This is a genomic window from Salipiger pallidus (assembly GCF_014643635.1).
Taxonomy (GTDB): Bacteria; Pseudomonadota; Alphaproteobacteria; order Rhodobacterales; family Rhodobacteraceae; genus Salipiger; species Salipiger pallidus.
The window spans coordinates 47,915-68,267 of the sequence record NZ_BMJV01000004.1 but is presented as its reverse complement, the minus strand read 5'-3'; the positions used below and the strand labels follow the sequence as shown (position 1 = coordinate 68,267).

Sequence of the window (20,353 nt, the reverse complement as noted above, 5' to 3'; positions counted from 1 at the left end):
TAGACCCGGGCATCAAATCTGTCAATTGGCAGTCCAGCGGCAAGCTACCCTCCGCGACTGGCATATGGGGGCAGCTTAACCGCAAGGTGAAGTATCAATGGTATCTCCACCGCATGTATCGAGTCCCTCGGGAGTCCGGGACGCGGGTCTCTGCCACCATGATTTTGTTGTTTCCATGTCCATGATCGCGGCGCCTGTGTTGGCTCTGCCAAGTCGTACCTTTCAGGCAGAAGCCACTTTTCTCACTATCGGACTGATGAACGGTCTGCCGGAAATCCTGCACCGTGCGGGCGGACGTTCCGTCGGCCCGACGCCCGCCTCACTTGTGCTTCTCGCTATTGCGGCCACTCAGCCTGATGGCTTCCCGGAACACCTGACGAGAAAGGAAACGGAACAATCCAACGTCATGGAGCAAATCAGCACGGCATTGGCCGAATTGACGGCAGGGGATCTCACAACGCGGATCAAGGCGGACACGAAGAACATTGGCTCGGCCTCCGAGGACCTCGCCAAGCGAACAGAGGATCAAGCGAATGAAATGGGCAGTGTGACCTTTCACATCGAAACGAGCAGCGAAGCCATGGCCTCCGCGTCAGAGGATGCGAGCGCGCTTGCTACTGCCTCAGCTTAAGTTTCATTGTTCTGAGTGCCGTGAAGCTTCAGCACTGGAATGGGCTGTGCCTTGAGCCAGCTGTTGTTCTGCGCGAGATTACGTTCCGTGAAAGAGGATTATCATAGCGGGATGCCCGGTCACGCAATGCCTGATGGCCTTCGTACATGTCCCCACAAGGCAATATACGCTCACCATGTCTTTGTGCGTCTCGGATTGATGAACTGGTCAAGGCCATGCATTGCCCGGCAGGCGATTGCGACGCAATCTGCCAAGAGGGCCACCGGTGGCATGTCCAAGAGCCAGATCAGCCGGTTTTGCATGGAAATCGACGAGCGCGTCGACGCCTTTCTGGCCCGTCCCCTGAAGAGCCGTGGACCTGCCAGCAGCTCGACGCCAGATATATCGAGCTCAGGGAAGGAGGACAAGGCAGTGACACTCGTTGTAGCCGTGAACGATCCCTCTGGGAACCTTGCTGCACAGAGCCCTGTCGGGCGGTGGGCGGGAAACGCGAGGTTCCGGGCGTGGCCACCAGCCTCTCTAAAGCAGAAGCTCTTTCGGTCACTGACCGATCGTGGGCTGCGGGGCGTCAAGCTGGTCAAAGACCCCTCTCAGCAGATTTGGCCATGCCAAATCGCCAGCCGGGCAAGGGACGATCACAGGGGGCCACGGGCCGCTGCGCGACGCGTCTTCCATGCTGGAGGCGTTACACGCTCGATCCGGGGGGGCAATCGTAGCCGAAATATTCAACGCCCCCGCATTGACCAGCTGTGCAAGGCCCTGGCGCGCCCCCCGGCGAAGCAGCGTACCGCTGTGGCGGCGATGCTGAAGACGATCTTCGCCCAAGAAAGCAGGACCGGCGCTGAAGCGCAGCGGAGCATCGTTGCCGGTATCCTTCGCGAGAAACAGCCGAAGCTCAGCGGAGCGATGGACACCTCCCCCGAGTATGCCCTGTGCAACATGTCCGTTCCGCGCGAGCATTGGACCCAGATCGCTTCAACCAATCCCCTCAGGCGCACGAACCGCGAGGTGAAACGGCGCGCTGATGTCATCAGGATCTTTCCCAACACTCCAGCCATCGCCTGCCGGGCTGACGCCGGAGACCGAAGGTGAACGGGCCGTAGCGCGCCATTACATGACCCATAAACCCCGGCCCGCATCGCCGACAATCCTCCCACCGGGCTGCCCGCCGTGGCATTCTGATCGGCTACAGACCTCTCGGAAGATCGGCGATCCTGCGCGACGCGTTGCGGCACTATCGTGTATCTGCACATGAGGGGCGAGGCGGCCGTCCCGCCCCTCATCGGCCTCCTTGAAACAGAAGAGAACGGCGTCTGGTCCATGGCCCGCGGCACGCCGATCACTGTTTCTGGAAAGGCTTTGCCAATGGCGCCACCCGGGGTCTGCGGCTGGCACCTCGCTCTGCATCGGTATGAATGAGCGCCCGGACCCGTCAGGTCGGGTCCGGGACGGTGTCAGCCCTTGCGCTGCGCATCCAGGGTCAGTGCGGCAAGACGGTAAAAACCATGTGCCATCTTGGTGAAGGGCGTCAGCAGGAAAAAGGCCAGCACGGCGCCAAGATGCAGCACCAGCAGCACCGGCATCGCAGGGGTCTGGCCAAGAGCGTAGAGCGCCAGCCCGCTGAAGGCCACAAAACCCAGCAACCCGATGAAGGCAAGCTCGCCGCCAAAGGCGCGCACCGCGCCAAGCTGGCGATCCGCGCGCAGCTTCAGCCGGATCATCTCGACGCAGCCCGCGGTCAGCAGCAGGCCGCCCGCGATTCCCAACAGTTTCGGCACGGAAAACAGCCCGTACGGCGCGGGCATGCCGAACACATAGTGCATGACCGTTGCGACGCTGGTCGCGGCAAAACACAAAAGGAAGCCGTACATCACCGCCTGATGCACGGCGCGTCGGGCGTGGGTGAACCGGTCTTCGTCCTCGAAATTGCAGCCGTCACCGTGCCCGCCCTTCAGGTTCTTCATCTGCGCTGCGCTGCGCAAGGCCGCGAGAACCTGGCCGGGACGCAACGGCCCTGCCCCGACATGCCGCCAGTAGCGGCGCAAGCTGACGCCGATACTGACCAGCGGAAACAGGAAGGCAGGCAGGAAGATGGCAACCATCGCATTGTGGGACAGTACGGCGTAGAACCCTTCTCCGCCCACCGAGGCCAGGGCACGCGCGGCCCAGAACAGCAGGGAAAATCCCAGCACCGTCACCAGTGCAATCAGCGCGCCATTCTTCTGGAACGCCTTGCCGGCGGCACGCGGGAAGGCAAGTTCCTCCCAGCTGTCCTGCCGTACATTGGCCAGCGCCTGTGGCAGGTTCAGGTCAAACTCGTGGGGGGCCGTATACTGGCAAGCGTAATAGCAGCCCCGGCAATTGTGGCACAGGTTGGCCAGTTGCGTCAGATCCCCATCGGCAAAGGCGCGTTCGGCATGCAGCGCCGGGAAGACCGAACAATAGCCTTCGCAGTAACGGCAGGCGTTGCAGATCTCGGCCTGACGACGGGCCTCCTGCAGCAGATCAGGTTGCATTTGCATGGGCGGCGGCCTCCTTGCCTGCGATGCGTCCAAAGACGGTTCCGATGGTCATGCCGAACCCGGCAAGATAGCCTTGGCCGAGGATCGACCCGGCCATGGTTTCCCCGGCGGCCCAGAGGTTCGTGACCGGGCGATTGCCGATGGCGCATTGCGCGCGGTCATCCACCTTCAGCCCGAGATAGGTGAAGGTCACGCCAGTGCGCAGCGAGTAGCCGTAGAACGGCGGCTCGGTGATCGGGCGGGCCCAGTTGGTCTTGGGCGGGTTGAGGCCGGTGGTCGAGACACCATCCAGCTCGGTCGGGTGAAACTGGGACGTGTCGCCGCAGCTGTTGTTGAACTCGGCCACGGTCTGCACCAGCGCGTCGGCGGGCAGACCCATCTTGTCGGCCAGTTCTTCCAGCGTGTCGGCCTTTATCGGCGGGAAGACCGAGGGCATGAACAATTCCAGCGACTTGGCGTCGATGATCACATAGCCCACCTGATCGGGTTGCGCGGCCACCAGCCGGCCCCAGATGGCGTATCGTTTGGGCCAAACATCTTCGCCTTCGTCGTAAAAGCGCTGCGCGTCCTTGTTCACCACGATGGAAAACGGCACGCAGTCCAGCCGTGTGACGATGCCGCCGTCGAACTTCGGCGCGCGGCCGTCGATGGCCACGGCGTGGCATTGCGTCGGGTCACCTACCTGTTCGATGCCCTGATCCAGCAGGTCAGCCAGCACAACGCCACGGTTGTAGGGCGTGCCGCGAATGAGGAAGTTCTTCGCCGCAGGTCCCCATGCACGCGCAAGCCAGTCGGTATCGGCCTGGAACCCGCCCGACGCAACGACGACGGATTTCGGCGCAATCGAGTGGCGCTTGCCGTCCTGCGTGTAGTCGATGCGCGTCACGCGATCATCGTCGAGGTCCAGATGGGTGACCGCGGCCTCGTATTCGACCTGCACGCCCAGCCGATCGGCGGTGCGGTAGTAGGCATTCACCAAGCTCTTGCCGCCGCCAAGGAAAAAGGCATTCGTGCGTGCCAATGACAACGTGCCGGACAGCGACGGCTGAAAGCGCACGCCGTGTTCCTGCATCCATGGCAGGCACTCTTCAGAGGAGCGGATGGCCAGCCGTGCGAGGCCTTCGTCGGTCTTGCCCCCGGTGACCTTCATCAGATCGGCGAGGTATTCTTCTTCGGTGTAGCTATCTACCAGCGGCCCGAGCGGGCCGTGGTGCATGCAGCGAAAATTGCGGGTGTGGCGGGAGTTTCCGCCGCGATAGGGTTTTGGCGCGGTTTCGAGGATCAGCACGCGCGCACCGGCCTCGGCTGCGGTGATGGCTGCACAGAGGGCCGCATTGCCGCCGCCGATGATAGTGATGTCTGGACTGTCAGAGGTCACAGCAGGTCTCCATCATAGCTGGGCGTTTGATCAGGACGGGCGCGCAGGGCCCGAACGCGGACGCGCTGGGCTGCCTCGATGTGGGCGCGCATGGCGGCCTCGGCCAGGCTGCCGTCGCGCGCCTTGATCGCATCGAGCACACCGAAATGCTCTTCCACCGCCTTCTCGGCCCGGTCCGGTTCGGTAAGGGTCGTCGGGCCGAGGATCATCAACGCGCGTTGCAGCGCGTGGATCGACCGCGTGAGAAATCGGTTCTTGGAGGCATCCAGCAGCGCGGCATGAAACTGTCGGTTCAGGATGAAAGCCTCTGGCGCGCTGCCAAGCGATTTCATCTGTCGGTTCATGTCAAAAAGCTCCTCGATCTCGATATCCGAGGCCGCCCGCGTGGCCAGCCGAGCGGCGGTGCCTTCGAGCACGGCGCGCATCTCGTAAAGCTCCATGACCTCTGCGTAGTCGAGGCTGCGGATGCTCGCGCCCTGCCGGGGCAAATGGGTGACGATCCCGTCCGCCTCGAGCTGACGGATGGCCTCGCGCACCGGGGTGCGCGACATGCCCAGACGCTCTGCCAATTCAGTTTCGCGCAGACGGTCACCCGGGTTCAGGCGTCCCTCGCGCAGCTCCATGAGCAGGCGCGCATAGGCGCTGTTGCCCTGTGGCGTGCCGTCGTCGGCTGTCATGGTCACCCTCCATTCGCTCAAATCGATTCTTGTATCCAACTGGATACAAGCGTATTCATTTTCACGTCAAGCCATTCGGAGGACGTTTTGCGCCAACATCTCACACAGCCCCACATGCGCCGCGCGCTGACCTTCGTGATAGCAGCCCTTGGCACCGGGCTGTTCTGGTGGCTCGGCCTTCCCCTGCCCTTCCTCTTTGGGCCCATGGCCTTCTGCCTGGCCGGGGCGCTTCTGCATCTGCCGCTGAAAGGCTTCGGGCAGGTGTCCGTCGCAGCCCGCACGATCCTCGGTGTGGCCGTGGGTGCGTCGATCACGCCAGAGGTGATTGCAGAGCTGCCGCGCATGGCAATGTCGGTGGCACTGGTGCCTATCTTCATTGCGGTGATCGCAGTGGTGGGCGTGCCGTTCTTTCGGCGAATCTGGGGCTTTGACCTGCCCACCGCCTATTACGCGGCGATGCCGGGCGGCCTGCAGGACATGGTCATCTTCGGCACAGAAGCGGGTGGCAATCCGCGCGCCCTGTCACTCATCCACGCAACCCGTGTGCTGCTGATCGTGACGCTCGCGCCGCTCTTCCTCGGGCACTTTTACGGTGCTGAGCTGAGCAATCCAATCGGTGCGCCGGTGGCGGATCTGCCATGGCACGAGCTGGCGATCATGGGGCTGGCGGCGGTGATCGGCTGGAAAGGAGGAGAGCGCATCGGCCTCTTCGGGGCCTCGATTCTCGGTCCGATGATCGTCACGGCAATGCTGTCCTTGACCGGCGTGGTCCATTTCCGTCCCCCGGCAGAGGCAATCCTCGCGGCGCAGTTCTTTATCGGCTGCGGTATTGGCATCCATTTCCTCGGCGTGACATGGCGCGAGCTGACACGCGTGGTCGCGGCGGGCATGGCCTATGTGCTGCTGCTGGCGCTGCTCGCGGCGGGGTTCACCGCCTTGGTCACGGGCCTTGGTCTCGGCGATCCGGTGCCGGCCTTCCTTGCCTTTGCGCCCGGCGGTCAGGCCGAGATGACGGTGCTGGCCATCGTGACCGGCGCAGACTTGGGATTCGTCATCACGCACCACCTGACGCGCATCGTGATCGTGATCGTCGGCGCGCCCGTGGTGGCGGGGCTTATCGCGCGACGACGGAAGGGTTGATCATGTGGATCGGCGCGCCCGCCGCATAGGCGTTCACCTGTTCGAAGATATCGGCAAACTGCTTGTCGAACTCGTCTTCAGTGACAAAACCGATATGCGGCGTGGCGATCAGGTTGGGATGGGACAGCAGCGCATCAGTCGCGTCGGTCAGCGGTTCGCTGTCGAAGACATCCACCGCCGCCATCCCCGGCCGCCCGGCATCCAGCGTCTGTAACAGAGCGCCGGGCGCGATCAGGCCGGCCCGCGAGGTGTTTACCAACACGGCGCGCGGCCCCATCGCCGCCAAATCCTGTGCGGTGACGATGCCGCGCGTCTCCGGCGTCAGCCGCAGATGCAGGGAGACCACGTCACTGTCTGCAAAGAACGCCTTGCGCGAGGTGGCAATCGTCTGGCCATCCGCCTCTGCCCGCGCCCGGCCTGCCTCTGACGACCACCAGACCACCTCCATTCCGAAGGCACGGGCGTAGTCTGCCAGGGCTCGCCCGATGCGTCCGTAGCCATAGAGGCCCAACCGGCGTCCCCGCAGGCTGCGCCCCACCCCCATCTGCCAGCCGCCCGCCTTCGCACTAGCCATTTGCTGTGGCAACTGGCGCATGGCGGACAGGATCAGGGCAAATGTCAGCTCGGCCGCTGCGTGGTTTGCGCCCTCGCCGCCCCTGTTGGAACACAGCAAAACGCCATGGTCGGTACAGGCCTCCACGTCCACATGCGGATACTGCCCACGCTGCGAGATCAGACGCAGCCTGGGCAGCCGTTGCAGCAGTTCCCCGGTAACCTGTGTCCGCTCACGGAAGAGCACGACGCAGTCTGCCTGAGCCAGCCGTTCCGCCAGCTTCACCGGATCGGGCTCATGATCGGTCCAGACCGTGACGTCATGGCCTTTCAGCAGGTCAAAGCACGGCAGACCACGCAGCGTATCGAACCAGTCATCGAGGATATGGACCTTCATAGCACGCCTTCAGCCTTGTCCCGAAAGCGCCTTGATCGCCCGGCTGACGCGCTCGTGCAGGAGGTTCAGATCACCCTGGTCCTGCGCCTGCTCCATGCGGTGACACAGATCCTTGCGCAGGGCTTCCAGCTCCTGACGGATGCGGCTGATGTGTTCGAAATCGTTCATATCTGGCTCCTTGACGTCAATGGGAGAGGAGGACGGGGATCGTGGTGTGCGACAGGATCTCCGATGTTACGCCCCCCAGGAAATCCTCACGGAACTTGGAATGCTCATAGGCTCCGAGCACCAGCAGCGATGGGTCGTGCTTGCCACACCACGTCAGCAATGTTTCGGCGACGGGATGGGTGCTCGGCCAGTCTTCGTGAACGGCGCTGACGCCGTGCCGCTCGAGATGGCGCAGAAGATCCTCCACCGGCCAGTCCCGGCGCGGCCCGACCGTCAGAACGCTGACCTGGCCATCGTCTTCAAGCAGGCGCAGGCTGTCCGACAGGGCACGCGCCGCGGCACGCCCGCCGTCCCACACAAGCGCCGCATGGCCGTGATCGGCGCCCGCGTCATAGCCACGCGGGACGACGATCACCGGGCGCCCCGACAGCAATGCGATGCGATCCGGATGCAAGGTGACGTGCTCGTCATCGGTGTCGGAATGGTTGCCTACAACGAGCATGTCGTAATGCCGCGCGGCCTCCGACAGCACGGCATCGACACGCCCCGTCACCCCCTTGAGCTGGAGCGCATTGGCAAGCCCCAGCGCCGCGCGCTCGGTTTCGAAGCGCGCCTCGATGTCCTGCAGCAGGCCAGTGCTGGCGGCCTCCAGCAGAGCGCGGGCCTCGCGTGGGATCCAGCGGGACCGGCTATCGATCACCTCATGTGTCGTATGCGCCAGCATGGCCGTCACATGGGCGTCGAAGCGTTTCGCGAGCGCCGCCGCATAGCGCAGGGCCGCCACCGACCCATCCGACCCGTTGAAGGCCACCAGAAGGTTCATCACCGGCATGTCAGTGCCCTCCCCAGACGGTTGCGGGGACATAGACGTGGCCATCCGCCAGCTTGCGTGCGGTCCGCAGCAGCCCCGCAGAGTTGAGCTTGAACTGATTGTTCAGTTCGAAATCCACCAGCACCTCGATGGTGCCGGAGGCATGTTCCAGCACGACATTGGCCGGGCTCTGTACCGGGCGGTCCAGCAAACCATCCGCAACGGTCCCCGGCGTCAATGCGCAGGAGGCAAGGCATTGCGATCCGGTCACCGCCATCGAAGGATGCGTTGTCCACGGCATGAAGTAGCGGGTGCATATCGTGCCGCCGTCCCGTGCCGGGGCCAGCAGGCCGAATTTTGGCGTCACCGATTGCGCCACGTCGCCCATACCCATCGCGGCACCTGCCTGCAGGCGCACCGCCTCCATCCGGGCAAAGAAGTCGCGGTTGTCGTCCAGCTCCTGAACGCTTTCATAGCCGGTCAGGCCGAAATCCGCTGCGCGGGCGATGACCATGGGCATGGCCACATCCATGCAGGTGACCTCAATCCCGTCGAAGCTGTCGCGCAGGTTGCCTGTGGGGAGGAACGCGCCGGTGGACGATCCCACCACGCCCATGAAGTTCAGCGCAATGGGCGCCGCCGTGCCAGGCACCCCGGCAATCGCCGCGTCTCCGCCGTAGCGCATCGCGCCGCCCGGCGTCTGGACCCGCGCCAGCACGCGCGCGTCGGTGTTGACGGCGCGGATGCGGACCTCTGTCTCGTCGCCCGTGGGCGCGACCAGCCCCATCTCTACCGCTGCCGGCCCGACGCCCGACAGGATGTTGCCACAGGTGGGTTTGTAGTCCACCAGCCGGTCCTCGACCGAGACTTGGGCAAAGAAGTAATCCACGTCGGCCCAGTCATCGTCTGATGGCGAGAGCATCGCCACCTTGGTCGTCACGGCGACACCGCCGCCAATGCCGTCGATGTTGATCACGTGGCCCGATCCGACGACCGCCAGCAGCACCTCGGACAGCGTCTCGCGGTCCTGAGGCAGATCGGCGCGGTTGAAGTAAGGCCCGCGCGAGGTGCCCCCGCGCATGAAGACGTAGGGAATCCCTGTCTGTGTCATGTCAGTCATCCTGTTGGATCAGTTCAGCGGCCACGGCAGGTCGGTCACGTCCTGCAGCAGTCCCGGCGGGAAATCACGGTTCAGTGCCCCGGCCATCACGCACATCAGCGCGATGCCTGCGGCGGTGAGGATCAGCGTCTTCGGCCAGCCCGCCTGCGCGCGCACCCGCAGGAACGACACAAGGAAGCCCAGCAGCGCGAGAATGAAGCCAAGCACATAGGTTGCCGCGATCAGCCCCACGAACCACGCCAGCGTCGACCACAACCCATAGGGCGCGTCGGCGTCCTCTCCGGCCATTTCCTTGTCGGCGAAGATGCTGTCGGTCTCCGGGCGCAGCAGCATCTGCACCAGCACGATCAGCACGGCAGCCAGCGTGATGCCCCCCACGACCAATGGCACGATCTTGTCGGTCATGTTGTAGTCGGGGATCATGCTCGCATTGATCAGCGCGGCCACGACATAGGCCAGAAGAACCATCAGGAAGACCAGCGGCGCGCGCTTTGATCCGGCTTGGACGTCGCCCTCGGCCATGATGGATTTCGCCTGCCGCAGACCCAGCACCACCGACACCACCGTGATGATCAGCAGCACGATGACAATCGGCGAGAAGATGTATTGCATCCCTGCCTCGAACGAGTCGCGAAAGCGGAAGGACGCGATCTGGAACGCCTGGTTGGAGAATTTCTCGACCGGATTGGACAGCACGAAGCCGATCAGGAAGGCCGGACGCGACCAGTCGAAGCGTCGCAGGAAGATGCCGATCAGACCGATAGCAAACAGCGCGAGGATGTCTTCGAAGTTCTGGCCAGACTGGAACGCGGCGAAGCTGATCAACATGAACAGGAACGGAGCGAGATAGGTGAAGCGGATCGTGGTCAGACGTGCGATCCCGCCCGAGGCCGCGATGCAGAGCAATGTGCCGACCACGTTTGCCAGCGCCAGCAGCCAGACGATGGAATAGGTGATGTCGAGATTGTCACGCAGCATCGACGGGCCGACTTCGATGTCGCCCGAACCTAGCAGGGCAATCGCCCCGATGAAGATCGCCATCGACCCAGAACCGGGGATGCCGAACAGCAGCGTCGGCACCAGCCCGCCGCCTTCCTTGGCGTTGTTGGAGCTTTCCGGCCCGACGACGCCGCGGATCTCGCCCTTACCGAAGTTCGACTTGTCCTTGGTGGTCTGCACCGCGTGGCCGTAGGCGATCCAATCTACGACAGACCCGCCGAGGCCGGGGATCACACCCACGACCACGCCGATCAGTGAGCAGCGCAGCGACAGCCACTTGTTGGCGACCCAGTCGCGCACACCGTCGCCCCAGCCGGCGCCGAGTTCGGCGTTCTTGGCAATAGCGCGATCCTGGCGCAGCAGGCTGACGATCTCCGGCACGGCAAAGACGCCAAGGCCCACGATCACCAGCTGCAGCCCGTCGGTCAGGTAGGGAATGTCATAGGTGGCCATGCGCAGGCTGCCGCCCGCGTCGGCCTCGCCGATGGTCCCGATCAGCATGCCCAGACCGGCTGCCGCAAGGCCCTTGAGCGCAACGCGCCCCGCCAGAACCGCCACCATGGACAGGCCGAGGATCGAGATCATCAGCATTTCCGGCAGTCCGAAGGCCAGCACCAGCGGCCGCGCCACCACGATGAACAGCGTCAGGAAGGCCGCACCGACCAGCCCGCCGAACAGTGACGAGGTAAAGGCTGCCGACAGCGCCCGCGCCGCCTGCCCCTTTTTCGCCAGCGGAAATCCGTCCAGCACCGTCGCCTGTGACGCCGAACTGCCGGGAATGCCCATCAGCACCGACGCAAAGGTGTCGGAGGTCGGCACGACGGCCACCATCCCCACCATCAGTGCCAGCCCCAGCACCGGGTCCATGCCGAACATGAACGGCAGAAGCAGCGACAGGCCCGCGATGCCGCCAAGCCCGGGGAAGACCCCTACGGCAAGGCCCATGACGACGCCAAGGACAAGGTAGCCCAGGACGGCAGGTTGCAAGATCATGGCCCATGCCTGGCCAAGCGCAGGCAGGGCGGTGACGAAAAGGTCCATCACACCGGCTTTCGTTTAAGTTGTGAAGAAAGGAGGAGGACGGTCCCGCGTCAGGCCAGAGGCCGCGCGGCGGGACCGTCCGAAACGGCGCTTATTTCAGCGTCACGCCATAGGCTTCTTGCAGCCAACTCTGGACGTAGGCCTTGGCCTCCGGCGACACGGTAGTGCCGGTTTCGGTGGCGCGCTTGGCGCCTTCGCCGACGAACACCTCGTACTTGCCCACCTGCTTTGCCGCGATGGTGGCGAAGTCGTCGCGCGAGCGCACCGCGTCAAAGGCCTCTGCAAAGGTCGCGGCGACGTCATCCGGGGTGCCCGCGGGGAGGAAGGCGATCTTCTGCACCGGGAACCCGGCCACGAAAAAGGCTTTCCACGCGTCCCATGCCTCGCCGGAGGTCTCGCAGCCATCGGTGGCCTCGCAGACTTCCTTGAAGGTGGGGATATCCGGGAAGGTGGGGTCGCGCACGATGTTGCCGTCGTCGTCCAGTGCGCCCCAGGTCATCATCGGCACAGCCTTGCCTTGCTCGGCCAGATCCGCCGAGGCACCGAGGTAGCCCGACGACGTCTGGTAGTCGATCGTCGCCTCGCCGCGTTCAAACATCAGGCGGCCGTCACCACGCCCCTTAATGCCGAAAACCGGCTCCACGTTCATGCCCAGCATTTCCCAGGCCAGCAGCGGCACCAAGTCGAGGCGCGTCGCGCCCTGCGAGCCGTAGATGAAGTCGATGTCTTGAAGGTTGTTGGCCGAACCGTCGAATTTCTCGCCGTCCTCGGTGTTCAGGTAGGCCACGCCGCCGGTGCCCGAGGCCATGACCGGCACCCAGTCGCTGTATTCATAGCGCACACGCGGATCGCCCAGCAGGTAGGGGAACTGGGTCGAGCCGGAGGTGCCGAACAGCAGCGTGCCGTCGTCGTATTCCTGCTCCTGGAACCAGTTCGCCCCCTTGGTCGAGCCTGCACCCGGCATGAATTTCACCACGACGGTCGGGTTGCCCGGCAGTTCTTCGGACAAAAGCGGCGCGAAGAAGTTCCCCCATTTAGCAGATCCGCCGGTTTCCGAGAACGGGATCACCCATTCGATCGTCTTCCCGGACATGTCGACTTCGGCCAGCGCCGGGGCTGCAATCAGTGTGGCTGCCGCAACCGAGGTTGCAAGTTGCTTGATGGTCATTGGTGTCCTCCCATAGACCTTGCGGATGCCGACCACGGGCCGGCACACTCTGTTTTTATCTCAAGGGAATGATTCCCTCCTCCAGCGGTGCTATCTTGCCGTTCAAACCTTGCGCGAAACTTGCGCAACATGACGAAGTAGTAACCATGCGCATTGCCGTCATCGAAGACAACGAAGCCCTCGCCCAAGGCATCGCCTTCAGGTTGAAGGACCGGGGCCATGCGGTGGACCTTCTGCATGATGGAACGGAGGCGGATGCTTTCCTGTCGCGGGAGGGCGCAGACCTTGTAGTCCTGGATCTGAACCTGCCCGGCATGGATGGAATTGATGTCTTGCGGGCACTGCGCCGCAGGGGCGACGGCACGCCCGTGATCTTGCTGACCGCCCGATCCGAGACCGCAGAGCGTGTGGCGGGGCTGGACGCCGGGGCGGATGATTACCTTACGAAACCCTTCGAGATGGACGAACTGGAGGCGCGGCTGCGCGCCATGGCGCGGCGCAAGGAGCTTGAATTCAGCGCGCGCGACCCCCTTGGACCACTCATCTTTGACCGATTATCCCGCCAGCTGTTGCAGGACGAGTCGCCGCTGGACATCCCCCGCAAGGAGATCGCCACCCTGGAATGCCTGCTGGAACGGCGCGGCCGGATCGTATCCAAGGCGCAACTGATCACACATGTCTATGGCACTGGATCGGACGCCGAAGACAGCGTGATCGAGCCGCATGTCTCGCGCCTGCGTAAAAGGCTCGACCCCTTCGGGATCAAGATCAAGACAGCCCGCGGACTTGGCTACATGCTCGAGATCGTCGCCCCATGAAGGCGCTGTCGCTGCGGATGCGGCTGGTCCTCGTAATCCTGCCGCCGCTGCTTGTGGTGTCCATCATGTTGGGCTGGTGGCGCTTCTATGTGGCACAGCACACCTCTGAAGAGCTCTTTGACCGTAGCCTGCTGTCCGCAGCACTGGCGATTTCGCGCGATGTGGCGATCTCTGAAGGCGATGCGCTGTCGCCCGGCACGCGCCGCGTGATCTCGGACGCGGGCGGCGGCGAGCTGTTCTACCATGTCACCGGGCCGGGCGGCATCTACGTCACCGGCTACGCCTACCCTCCCCGCCCGGAAACGAAGGTCGAGCACGACGTGCCCTTCTATTACGTCGCGCAATACCGGGGCGAAGAAATGCGCGTGCTACGCCTGATCGAAAGCCGCACCATCGGCAACCTCTCCGGCGAGACTGTCGTCACGGTCTGGCAGCGCGTCAGCGAACGTCGCGCCTTTGCGCGGGAACTCGCCCTGCGCGCTGCGGCGCTCATCGCTGGTCTGATGACAGCGCTGGCGCTGGTGATCTGGTTCGGCGTGCAGATCGGGCTGCGCCCGCTCAACAACCTGCAGGAGGCGATCCGCAAACGCTCACCGGACGATCTGGGGCCAATCCGCCGTGCTGTCCCGAAAGAGGTGTCAGGCATCGTTTCTACACTCAACCGCCTGTTTGGACAGGTACAATACAGCATCGAAACGCATCAGGCCTTCATCTCGGATGCAGCGCATCAGCTGCGCAATCCGGCCGCTGCTGTGCTGGCCCTGGCCGAAACCCTGCCCGACGTGCGCGACCCGGCGGCGCGCACCGCGCGTCATCACGAACTGATCAAGGCGGCCCGCTGGTCCGCCCGGCTGTCGGAACAGCTGCTGTCACTGGAACGGCTGCGCTACGATACCGGGACAGTGATGGGCCCCCTTGATCTGAACACGGTTGTCGAGGAGACCTGTCGCAACTTCGCGCCCAAGGCGCTGTCACGGGATCTCGGCTTCGTTATGGACACCGCACCCGATCCGCTGGTGGTCGCGGGCAACCCGATGCTTCTGGGCGAAGCTGTCATGAACCTGTTGGAGAACGCGTTGATACACGGCGGACCGGACCTGCGCAGCATTGCGGTCCGCACACTGCCAGACGGCGACAAATGCGTCGTGCTGATCGAAGACGACGGCGAGGGTATCCCCGAGGATCAGACGGACGCCGCCTTTCGGCGCTTCTCACAGTTGCGCAACGGTGAGGGATCGGGTCTGGGGCTGGCCATCGTTGAACAGATAGTGCAGCGGCACGGCGGCAATGTGCGCCTTGACAGCGGGACCGGCGGGCTGACCGTGAGGCTGGTGCTGCCGCGCGCCTGATCGCCTGAACCGATGGATGGGGCATGCTGAAATACGCCCCACTCGATATTCACTCTCAGCTTTCGCTAGGCGACAGGGGCCACACCGGTTGCACGCGCCACCACGACCAGCTGCTCTGGGCCTCGGCCAGAATGACGGCGTGCGTTGGTCCAGCCAGCCACGATCATGGTTAGTCCGCCGATGGCAAGCGCCGTCCGAAGCAGCGCACCGGCATGACTGAAGAGCCATCCCTGCACCGCGCGGGACAGCAGGTCGGTGCCGACCACTGCCGTCACGGCCACATGGATGATGTCGAGCCATCTTTCCTGCAGCAGCACCGCCGGAGTAGGAGAACATTAAGGCAAAGCGGAAGCTGCCGATGGCATCCGCAAGGCTCATGAACCAATGCGCGTTCAGGCATTCAGCCCTGAGTTTGCTGTTGAAGGTGAGGAGGGATCAGCAAACAGTCCGGGGGAGTGTTTGCCCCGACGCAAGATGAATCCGTTGTCGCTCGGTTTGCCCGGTCGTGAGAAGCCCAGCGTGACATCGTTGGCATAGGCCCAGAGATCGACGTCGCGAGAGATGAACTCGCTGCCGTTGTCGACCCTGATCGTTCTTGGATACCCGATCTGCCCGCAGATCCGTTCGAGCGTCTGCACGACGTCCTCGCCCCGGTAGGTGAAGTGTGGATCGGCTGCCGGGCAGAGGCGTGAGTGCCTGTCGACAACGATCAGGATGCGCAGCTTTTTGCCCAAGGCGAGCTGGTCGTGGAGAAAGTCCATCGCCCACACATCGTTGGGTCCAATGGCCTCCTGCTGTCGATCTCGTGGTTATCGTTCTACTGTGCACCGCTGGGCGAGACCGAGATGAACCTGGCACTGGTGCAGGTAATCGACCGGCAGTTCCCGGAAACCCCGTTCTACTGCGTCCAGCAGATGACCTGCCACATTCAAAACGAGGGCCACGCCGCCCATGGCAGACAGCCGCCCGCCGTGGTCTACTTCAACCCACCAGCAGAGCCAGAGAATGGCTTAAACTATCTCGGAAGCTGTCCAAGACACGGAGAGTAGGTCACTACTCATACCTAAGCGGAAGTCCCGCAGGAGGCGTGTGGGCGTGGATCGGTCGCTCTACAGACTACGCAACCTGGAAGAACGCTGCTTCAACAAGCTGACGAATGCCCGGCGGATCGCGACCCGTCACAACAAAGCCACTGAGAGCGTCCTGGGCTGTGTCGACATCGCCTCGATCCGGTTGTGATTGCGACCGTTATCATGATGACCCAAACTCCTAGGTCAGGCTTGATTGCAGCGCCAACAGTGGCAGCGGTCAAAATTCGATCCAGGTCAGGCTCGGACCAAGGTTGAAGATCCGCGTTGCGCCCAGCTGAGACTTCTGCCCGGCGCAATGGTGGATGTGCCCGCAGAGGTGCAGCCTTGGCGGCCTTTCCCCCAGCAGTTCGCGCAGGGCCTGACTTCCCCCACATCGTCCGTCAGCCTGATGGTCGAGGACACCGTACGGCGGCGCATGCGAAACCAGAATGGCATCTTCCGGACATGACCGAAGCATCATGCGTGCGGCGTCTTCGGAACGGCTTTCACTCCAAGGCGCATCCTTCTGGAAGGGGATTTCGCGGCCAATACCGTAGAAGGTTACCCCACCAAACGAGACAGTATCCCCGTCGAGATAGTGAAGCATGGGTGCCGCCTCGCAGGCAGCGCTCAATTCGGCGGAGTTGTCGTGATTGCCAGACACGACAACCAGAGGCGCAGCCACGTCTGACAGGACATCAAGGGTATCTGCCAAGCCAAGGCCGCGCATGGCGAAATCTCCTGCGCCCACCAGCACGTCAGCATTAGCACTGGCCGCCACAATCTGTGCGGCAGTTTCGCGATCTCGGTGAAGGTCGCTAAACGCAAGGATCCGCATCATCTTGTCCTTTCTGAAAAGTGGCTCAAAGCCCGATGGCCCGATAGGCTGCCGCAATTTCTCCTACTGCGAGGACATAGGCTGCCGTGCGCAGATCCTGCACCGAGGTTCCCCGATCGTTCACCAGCCGCGACATAGCCGCATAAGCAGACCGCATCATCTCCTCAAGCCCCGACCGCACGAGATCAATCTCGGCCCCGGCGCGCAGGAATGTGCTCTCGTGCTCTTCGGGAAAGCTATTTCCGGTCATCAGCTCGAGGGTTCGGGCCAACCTGTGATTGCCCACCTCGGTGCGCCGCCGCTCCATAAGGCCGAACGGGATATGCGTGAGGTTCTTTACCCATTCGAAGTAGCTCACCACCACGCCGCCGGCATTGGCGAAAAGATCTGGAATGACAGTGATACCGCGATCTCTCAGGATCCGGTCGGCGGCGTAGGTTGTCGGCCCGTTTGCGGCCTCCACCACCAGGCGGGCCTGCAGCCGCGCGGCATTGCCCTCGTGGATCACGCCCTCAATGGCCGCCGGGATCAGGACGTCGCAGGGGTACTCGAGATCAGAGGCATCGGGCGGCGCGACCTCGCCACCCTCAAACCCAATTACGGTCCGTGCCCTGTCGAGATGCGCCCGCAACGCCACGATGTCGATGCCTTCCGGGCAGGTGACGGTGCCGGTCCGTTCGATCACCCGTACGATGCGGCAGCCATCCTCTTCGCTCAGGAAGCGGGCGGCGTGATACCCGACATTGCCAAGACCCTGCACCACGATGCGAAGTGCGCCCATTTCTCCAGACGCGAACCCCGCCCGCCGCCAGTCGGTTTCGGTCTGGAAGAACTGGTGCAGCGCATACTGCACGCCCCGCCCGGTCGCCTCCGTCCGCCCCTCGATCCCGTTGCCGCCAACCGGTTTGCCGGTTACGCAGCCCATCGCGTTGATGTCTTGTGGCCGGTGCCGCCGGTACTCATCCGCAATCCACATCATGTGGCGTTCGTTGGTCCCCATGTCCGGCGCGGGAACGTTCATGGCAGATCCCAGGAAGTTGTGCGTTACCAACTCCTGCGCGAAGCGCCTCGTGATCTTTTCTAGGGCCGCCTCGCTCCAGTCGGACGGGTCGATGGCCAGCGCTCCTTTCGATCCACCGAACGGCAGCCGCATCAGGGCACATTTATAGGTCATCAGGGCGGCAAGCGCCTCGACCTCTTCCTGGTTGGCCCCGGGCGAGAAGCGGATGCCGCCCTTGGCTGGCGAGTTGTGCGTCGAATGCACCGACCGCCAGCCGGTGAAGGTGTGCATGCGCCCGTCGAGACGCACTCCGAACCGGGTAACATAGGTTGCGTTGCAAACGCGTATCTTCGTGGCGAGCCCTTCTTCGAGTTGCAGGCAGGCAACGGCATCGTCGAACATGGCGTCGACGTCGGCAAGAAACTGGGTGCTGGACATGATGGCTCCGTGTGTCCCGATGGCCAGGAGGTCGCGGAGGAAGAGACTGCCCCCTCCCCTGAATTCTGTTCAGCGCAGGAAGCGCTTTTCGATCTGCTTCACATCGTCCATGTCCTGAAGGCGGAAGATTTCCGACACCGGCACGATCTCGTCGTTCGCAGTCTCGATTCCCCCTTCGGCGATGATTTGGGCGAAAACCTTCTGCATCCCGGTCACGGCAGCGCGGATGGCATGGTTGCCGTAGATGAGCATGCCGACCTTGCCGAACGCAGCCGCGCGAGCCTCAGTCATCTGAGGATAGGCCGTCGGTACGATCACGATGGGAACGGCCCCGTTCCAGGCGTTGATGAAGCTCTCGATCTCATCGGGGGTCTTCTGCTTGGAGTGGATCAGGATCATGTCCGCGCCCGCGGCCTCATACGCCCGCGCCCTCTCCAATGCCTCAGCCTCGCCACGCCCGGCGATCAGGGCCTCGACGCGGGCAATGACGAGAAAGTCGGGATCCTGCCGCGCGCTCACCGCCGCCTCGATCTTTCCCTGGTTCTCGGGGATCGGCAAAAGATCCTGACGGCCCCCAGCGATCAGAGACGTGACCTTGGGAAAGGCCTTGTCCTCGATCACCACCGCCGAGGCGCCTGCCGCCTCGAACTGCTTCACGGTGTGTATGACATTCACCGCATTGCCATATCCCGTATCCACATCGGCCACGATCGGCAGCGACGACCGGTCGGCCATGCGCCGCATGTTATCGAGATGCTGGGTCATCGACACGAGCGAAACGTCCGCGAGCCCCATGGCGGCCGAAAACTCGAAGCCGCTGGCCCAGATCGCGTCGAAGCCCGCTTCCTCGACCAGACGGGCCGACATCGGGTCATGCGCCGCCATGACGCGGGCCATGCCGCCAGACGAAATGATCTCACGAAGGCATTTGCTGGTAGGTCTCATAGTCGGGTGTCCTTGATTTGTGGAATGAATGTCAGGCAGCAAGGGCCGCGACGGCGGCGGCAATGGCGCTGCAGGCCTGCCGCAGCTCCTCTTCCGAGGAGGCATAGGAAATGCGAATGAAACCGTCGGCCAGGAAGCCCGACCCGGGCACCACCGCGACACCTGCCTCCTCCATCAGGTACATGGCGAAATCCATGTCCGTTTCGATCCGCTTGCCGGAGGGCGCGGTGCGGCCCAGCAGGGCGTCGCAGGCGACAAAGACATAAAAGGCCCCGTCAGGCGTGCGGCACGACAGGCCATCGACCTCGTTCAGCAGTCCCACCACGAGATCCCGGCGCGCCTGGAAGGCCTTGCGGAACTCCGGCAGGAAGCTCTGATCGCCGGTCAGCGCCTCGAGCGCAGCATGTTGCGCAATCGAACAGGTGTGGGAGGTCGACTGGCCCTGTACGGTGTTCATCGCCTTGATGAGCTCCAGCGGGCCAGCCGCATAGCCCACGCGCCAGCCGGTCATGGCATAGGACTTGGAGACCCCGTTGACCGTCAGCACGCGGTCCGCAAGATCCGGCGCGACCTCGGCCATGGTGGCGAAGGCGGCATCGCCATAAACAAGATGCTCGTAGATGTCGTCTGCGAGAACCCAGACATCGGGAAAGTCGCGCAGCACGGCGGCCAGCGCCTGCAGATCGTCACGTGAATAGACGGCCCCGGTCGGGTTGGAGGGCGAGTTGAGCATCAGCCACTTGGTGCGGGGACCAAGCGCCGCCCGCAGCGCCTCGGGCCTGAGGATGAACCCGTTTTCGACCCGGGTCTCGAGGGCCACTGGCGTTCCGCCGGCCAGTTTGATCATCTCGGGGTAAGACACCCAGCAGGGCGTCGGGAACACCACCTCGTCGCCCTCGTCAAGGCTTGCCACCAGCGCGTTGAACAGAAGCTGCTTGGCGCCACACCCGACGGTGACCTGATCGACCGAGAAGGTCAGCCCGTTCTCGCGGCTGAACTTTTCAACCACGGCCTCGCGCAGCGGCGTGATGCCGGCAACCGCCGTATACTTGGTGTGCCCGGCGGCGATCGCATCGGTTGCGGCCTTGCAGATGTTGGGCGGTGTCGCAAAATCGGGCTCGCCCTGGCTGAGCGTGATGATGGACTTGCCGTCTGCCCGCAGGCTGGCCGCGAGGGCGGTCATGGCTTTGGTCTGCGACGGTTTCACCGCCGCCAGCTTCGAGGATAGGATTCCCATGGTCTTGTCTTTGCCTTTCGGAGTTGGGTGAAGCGGCCCCCGAGGGGGCCGCCC

The 20,353-nt window shown here is 63.5% G+C and carries 19 protein-coding genes and 3 pseudogenes; 7 read left to right on the top strand and 15 right to left on the bottom strand.

Features of this window, described 5'->3' with window-relative positions:
- Positions 1 to 175: 175 nt before the first annotated feature.
- Positions 176 to 631, top strand: a complete 456-nt coding sequence (locus tag IEX41_RS10435) for a hypothetical protein (RefSeq protein WP_188790196.1) — start codon at positions 176 to 178, stop codon at positions 629 to 631.
- Between the two features lie 273 nt (positions 632 to 904).
- A pseudogene (locus IEX41_RS10430) lies at positions 905 to 1,813 on the top strand (transposase); the annotation flags it as partial.
- Between the two features lie 272 nt (positions 1,814 to 2,085).
- Here the strand turns inward: IEX41_RS10430 and tcuB are convergent.
- The 3 genes from tcuB to IEX41_RS10415 are packed head-to-tail and all read right to left on the bottom strand — an operon-like array spanning position 2,086 to position 5,208.
- Positions 2,086 to 3,147, bottom strand: coding sequence for a tricarballylate utilization 4Fe-4S protein TcuB (gene tcuB / locus IEX41_RS10425; RefSeq protein ID WP_188790506.1), 1,062 nt, complete (start codon positions 3,145 to 3,147; stop codon positions 2,086 to 2,088).
- Positions 3,137 to 4,531 (bottom strand): FAD-dependent tricarballylate dehydrogenase TcuA, encoded by a 1,395-nt coding sequence (tcuA, locus tag IEX41_RS10420; RefSeq protein WP_188790194.1) that lies wholly within the window; start codon positions 4,529 to 4,531, stop codon positions 3,137 to 3,139. The genes tcuB and tcuA overlap by 11 nt, the downstream gene beginning before the upstream one ends.
- Positions 4,528 to 5,208: a GntR family transcriptional regulator gene (locus tag IEX41_RS10415; protein ID WP_188790193.1), complete on the bottom strand. Its 681-nt coding sequence runs from the start codon at positions 5,206 to 5,208 to the stop codon at positions 4,528 to 4,530. The genes tcuA and IEX41_RS10415 overlap by 4 nt, the downstream gene beginning before the upstream one ends.
- A 114-nt stretch (positions 5,209 to 5,322) precedes the next feature.
- Here IEX41_RS10415 and IEX41_RS10410 point away from each other — a divergent pair, with 114 nt between their 5' ends.
- Complete coding sequence (locus tag IEX41_RS10410; protein WP_188790505.1) at positions 5,323 to 6,348, top strand: AbrB family transcriptional regulator; 1,026 nt, start codon at positions 5,323 to 5,325, stop codon at positions 6,346 to 6,348.
- On the opposite strand, the gene IEX41_RS10405 is transcribed toward IEX41_RS10410, so the two are convergent.
- From IEX41_RS10405 to IEX41_RS10380, 6 genes are all read right to left on the bottom strand, one after another.
- On the bottom strand, positions 6,323 to 7,297 hold the full coding sequence (locus IEX41_RS10405; protein ID WP_188790192.1) for a D-2-hydroxyacid dehydrogenase family protein: 975 nt from the start codon (positions 7,295 to 7,297) through the stop codon (positions 6,323 to 6,325). The genes IEX41_RS10410 and IEX41_RS10405 overlap by 26 nt on opposite strands.
- A gap of 9 nt (positions 7,298 to 7,306) precedes the next feature.
- Positions 7,307 to 7,465: a hypothetical protein gene (locus tag IEX41_RS10400; protein ID WP_188790191.1), complete on the bottom strand. Its 159-nt coding sequence runs from the start codon at positions 7,463 to 7,465 to the stop codon at positions 7,307 to 7,309.
- A gap of 16 nt (positions 7,466 to 7,481) precedes the next feature.
- Positions 7,482 to 8,297, bottom strand: coding sequence for a universal stress protein (locus IEX41_RS10395; RefSeq protein ID WP_188790190.1), 816 nt, complete (start codon positions 8,295 to 8,297; stop codon positions 7,482 to 7,484).
- A 1-nt stretch (position 8,298) separates the two neighbouring features.
- The gene (locus tag IEX41_RS10390) at positions 8,299 to 9,387 is read right to left on the bottom strand and encodes a 4-oxalomesaconate tautomerase (protein WP_188790189.1); all 1,089 of its coding nucleotides are present in this window, start codon (positions 9,385 to 9,387) and stop codon (positions 8,299 to 8,301) included.
- Between the two features lie 18 nt (positions 9,388 to 9,405).
- The gene (locus tag IEX41_RS10385) at positions 9,406 to 11,436 is read right to left on the bottom strand and encodes a tripartite tricarboxylate transporter permease (protein WP_188790188.1); all 2,031 of its coding nucleotides are present in this window, start codon (positions 11,434 to 11,436) and stop codon (positions 9,406 to 9,408) included.
- 91 nt (positions 11,437 to 11,527) lie between these two features.
- Positions 11,528 to 12,604: a type 2 periplasmic-binding domain-containing protein gene (locus IEX41_RS10380; protein WP_188790187.1), complete on the bottom strand. Its 1,077-nt coding sequence runs from the start codon at positions 12,602 to 12,604 to the stop codon at positions 11,528 to 11,530.
- 146 nt (positions 12,605 to 12,750) lie between these two features.
- On the opposite strand from IEX41_RS10380, the gene IEX41_RS10375 reads away from it, so the two are divergent.
- Positions 12,751 to 13,422, top strand: a complete 672-nt coding sequence (locus IEX41_RS10375; protein ID WP_188790186.1) for a response regulator transcription factor — start codon at positions 12,751 to 12,753, stop codon at positions 13,420 to 13,422.
- Positions 13,419 to 14,771 (top strand): sensor histidine kinase, encoded by a 1,353-nt coding sequence (locus tag IEX41_RS10370; RefSeq protein WP_188790185.1) that lies wholly within the window; start codon positions 13,419 to 13,421, stop codon positions 14,769 to 14,771. The genes IEX41_RS10375 and IEX41_RS10370 overlap by 4 nt, the downstream gene beginning before the upstream one ends.
- Positions 14,772 to 14,836: 65 nt before the next feature.
- Here the strand turns inward: IEX41_RS10370 and IEX41_RS10365 are convergent, their stop codons facing one another.
- A complete protein-coding gene (locus IEX41_RS10365; RefSeq protein WP_188790184.1) occupies positions 14,837 to 15,088 on the bottom strand; it encodes a hypothetical protein in 252 nt (83 codons plus the stop codon).
- Between the two features lie 43 nt (positions 15,089 to 15,131).
- A pseudogene (locus tag IEX41_RS10360) lies at positions 15,132 to 15,577 on the bottom strand (DDE-type integrase/transposase/recombinase); the annotation flags it as partial.
- On the opposite strand from IEX41_RS10360, the gene IEX41_RS10355 reads away from it, so the two are divergent.
- Positions 15,464 to 15,820: a hypothetical protein gene (locus IEX41_RS10355; RefSeq protein ID WP_188790183.1), complete on the top strand. Its 357-nt coding sequence runs from the start codon at positions 15,464 to 15,466 to the stop codon at positions 15,818 to 15,820. The pseudogene IEX41_RS10360 and the gene IEX41_RS10355 sit on opposite strands and share 114 nt — an antisense overlap.
- Positions 15,804 to 16,010: pseudogene (locus IEX41_RS21505) on the top strand (IS5/IS1182 family transposase); the annotation flags it as partial. The gene IEX41_RS10355 and the pseudogene IEX41_RS21505, both read left to right, overlap by 17 nt.
- A gap of 69 nt (positions 16,011 to 16,079) precedes the next feature.
- Here the strand turns inward: IEX41_RS21505 and IEX41_RS10350 are convergent.
- The 4 genes from IEX41_RS10350 to IEX41_RS10335 form a co-directional block, all read right to left on the bottom strand.
- Complete coding sequence (locus IEX41_RS10350) at positions 16,080 to 16,682, bottom strand: metallophosphoesterase family protein (protein ID WP_188790182.1); 603 nt, start codon at positions 16,680 to 16,682, stop codon at positions 16,080 to 16,082.
- A gap of 22 nt (positions 16,683 to 16,704) precedes the next feature.
- Positions 16,705 to 18,117, bottom strand: coding sequence for a Glu/Leu/Phe/Val family dehydrogenase (locus tag IEX41_RS10345; protein WP_188790181.1), 1,413 nt, complete (start codon positions 18,115 to 18,117; stop codon positions 16,705 to 16,707).
- A gap of 69 nt (positions 18,118 to 18,186) precedes the next feature.
- Positions 18,187 to 19,062, bottom strand: a complete 876-nt coding sequence (locus IEX41_RS10340) for a phosphonopyruvate hydrolase (protein ID WP_188790180.1) — start codon at positions 19,060 to 19,062, stop codon at positions 18,187 to 18,189.
- A 31-nt stretch (positions 19,063 to 19,093) separates the two neighbouring features.
- Positions 19,094 to 20,299 (bottom strand): pyridoxal phosphate-dependent aminotransferase, encoded by a 1,206-nt coding sequence (locus IEX41_RS10335; protein ID WP_188790179.1) that lies wholly within the window; start codon positions 20,297 to 20,299, stop codon positions 19,094 to 19,096.
- Between the last annotated feature and the right edge of the window lie 54 nt (positions 20,300 to 20,353).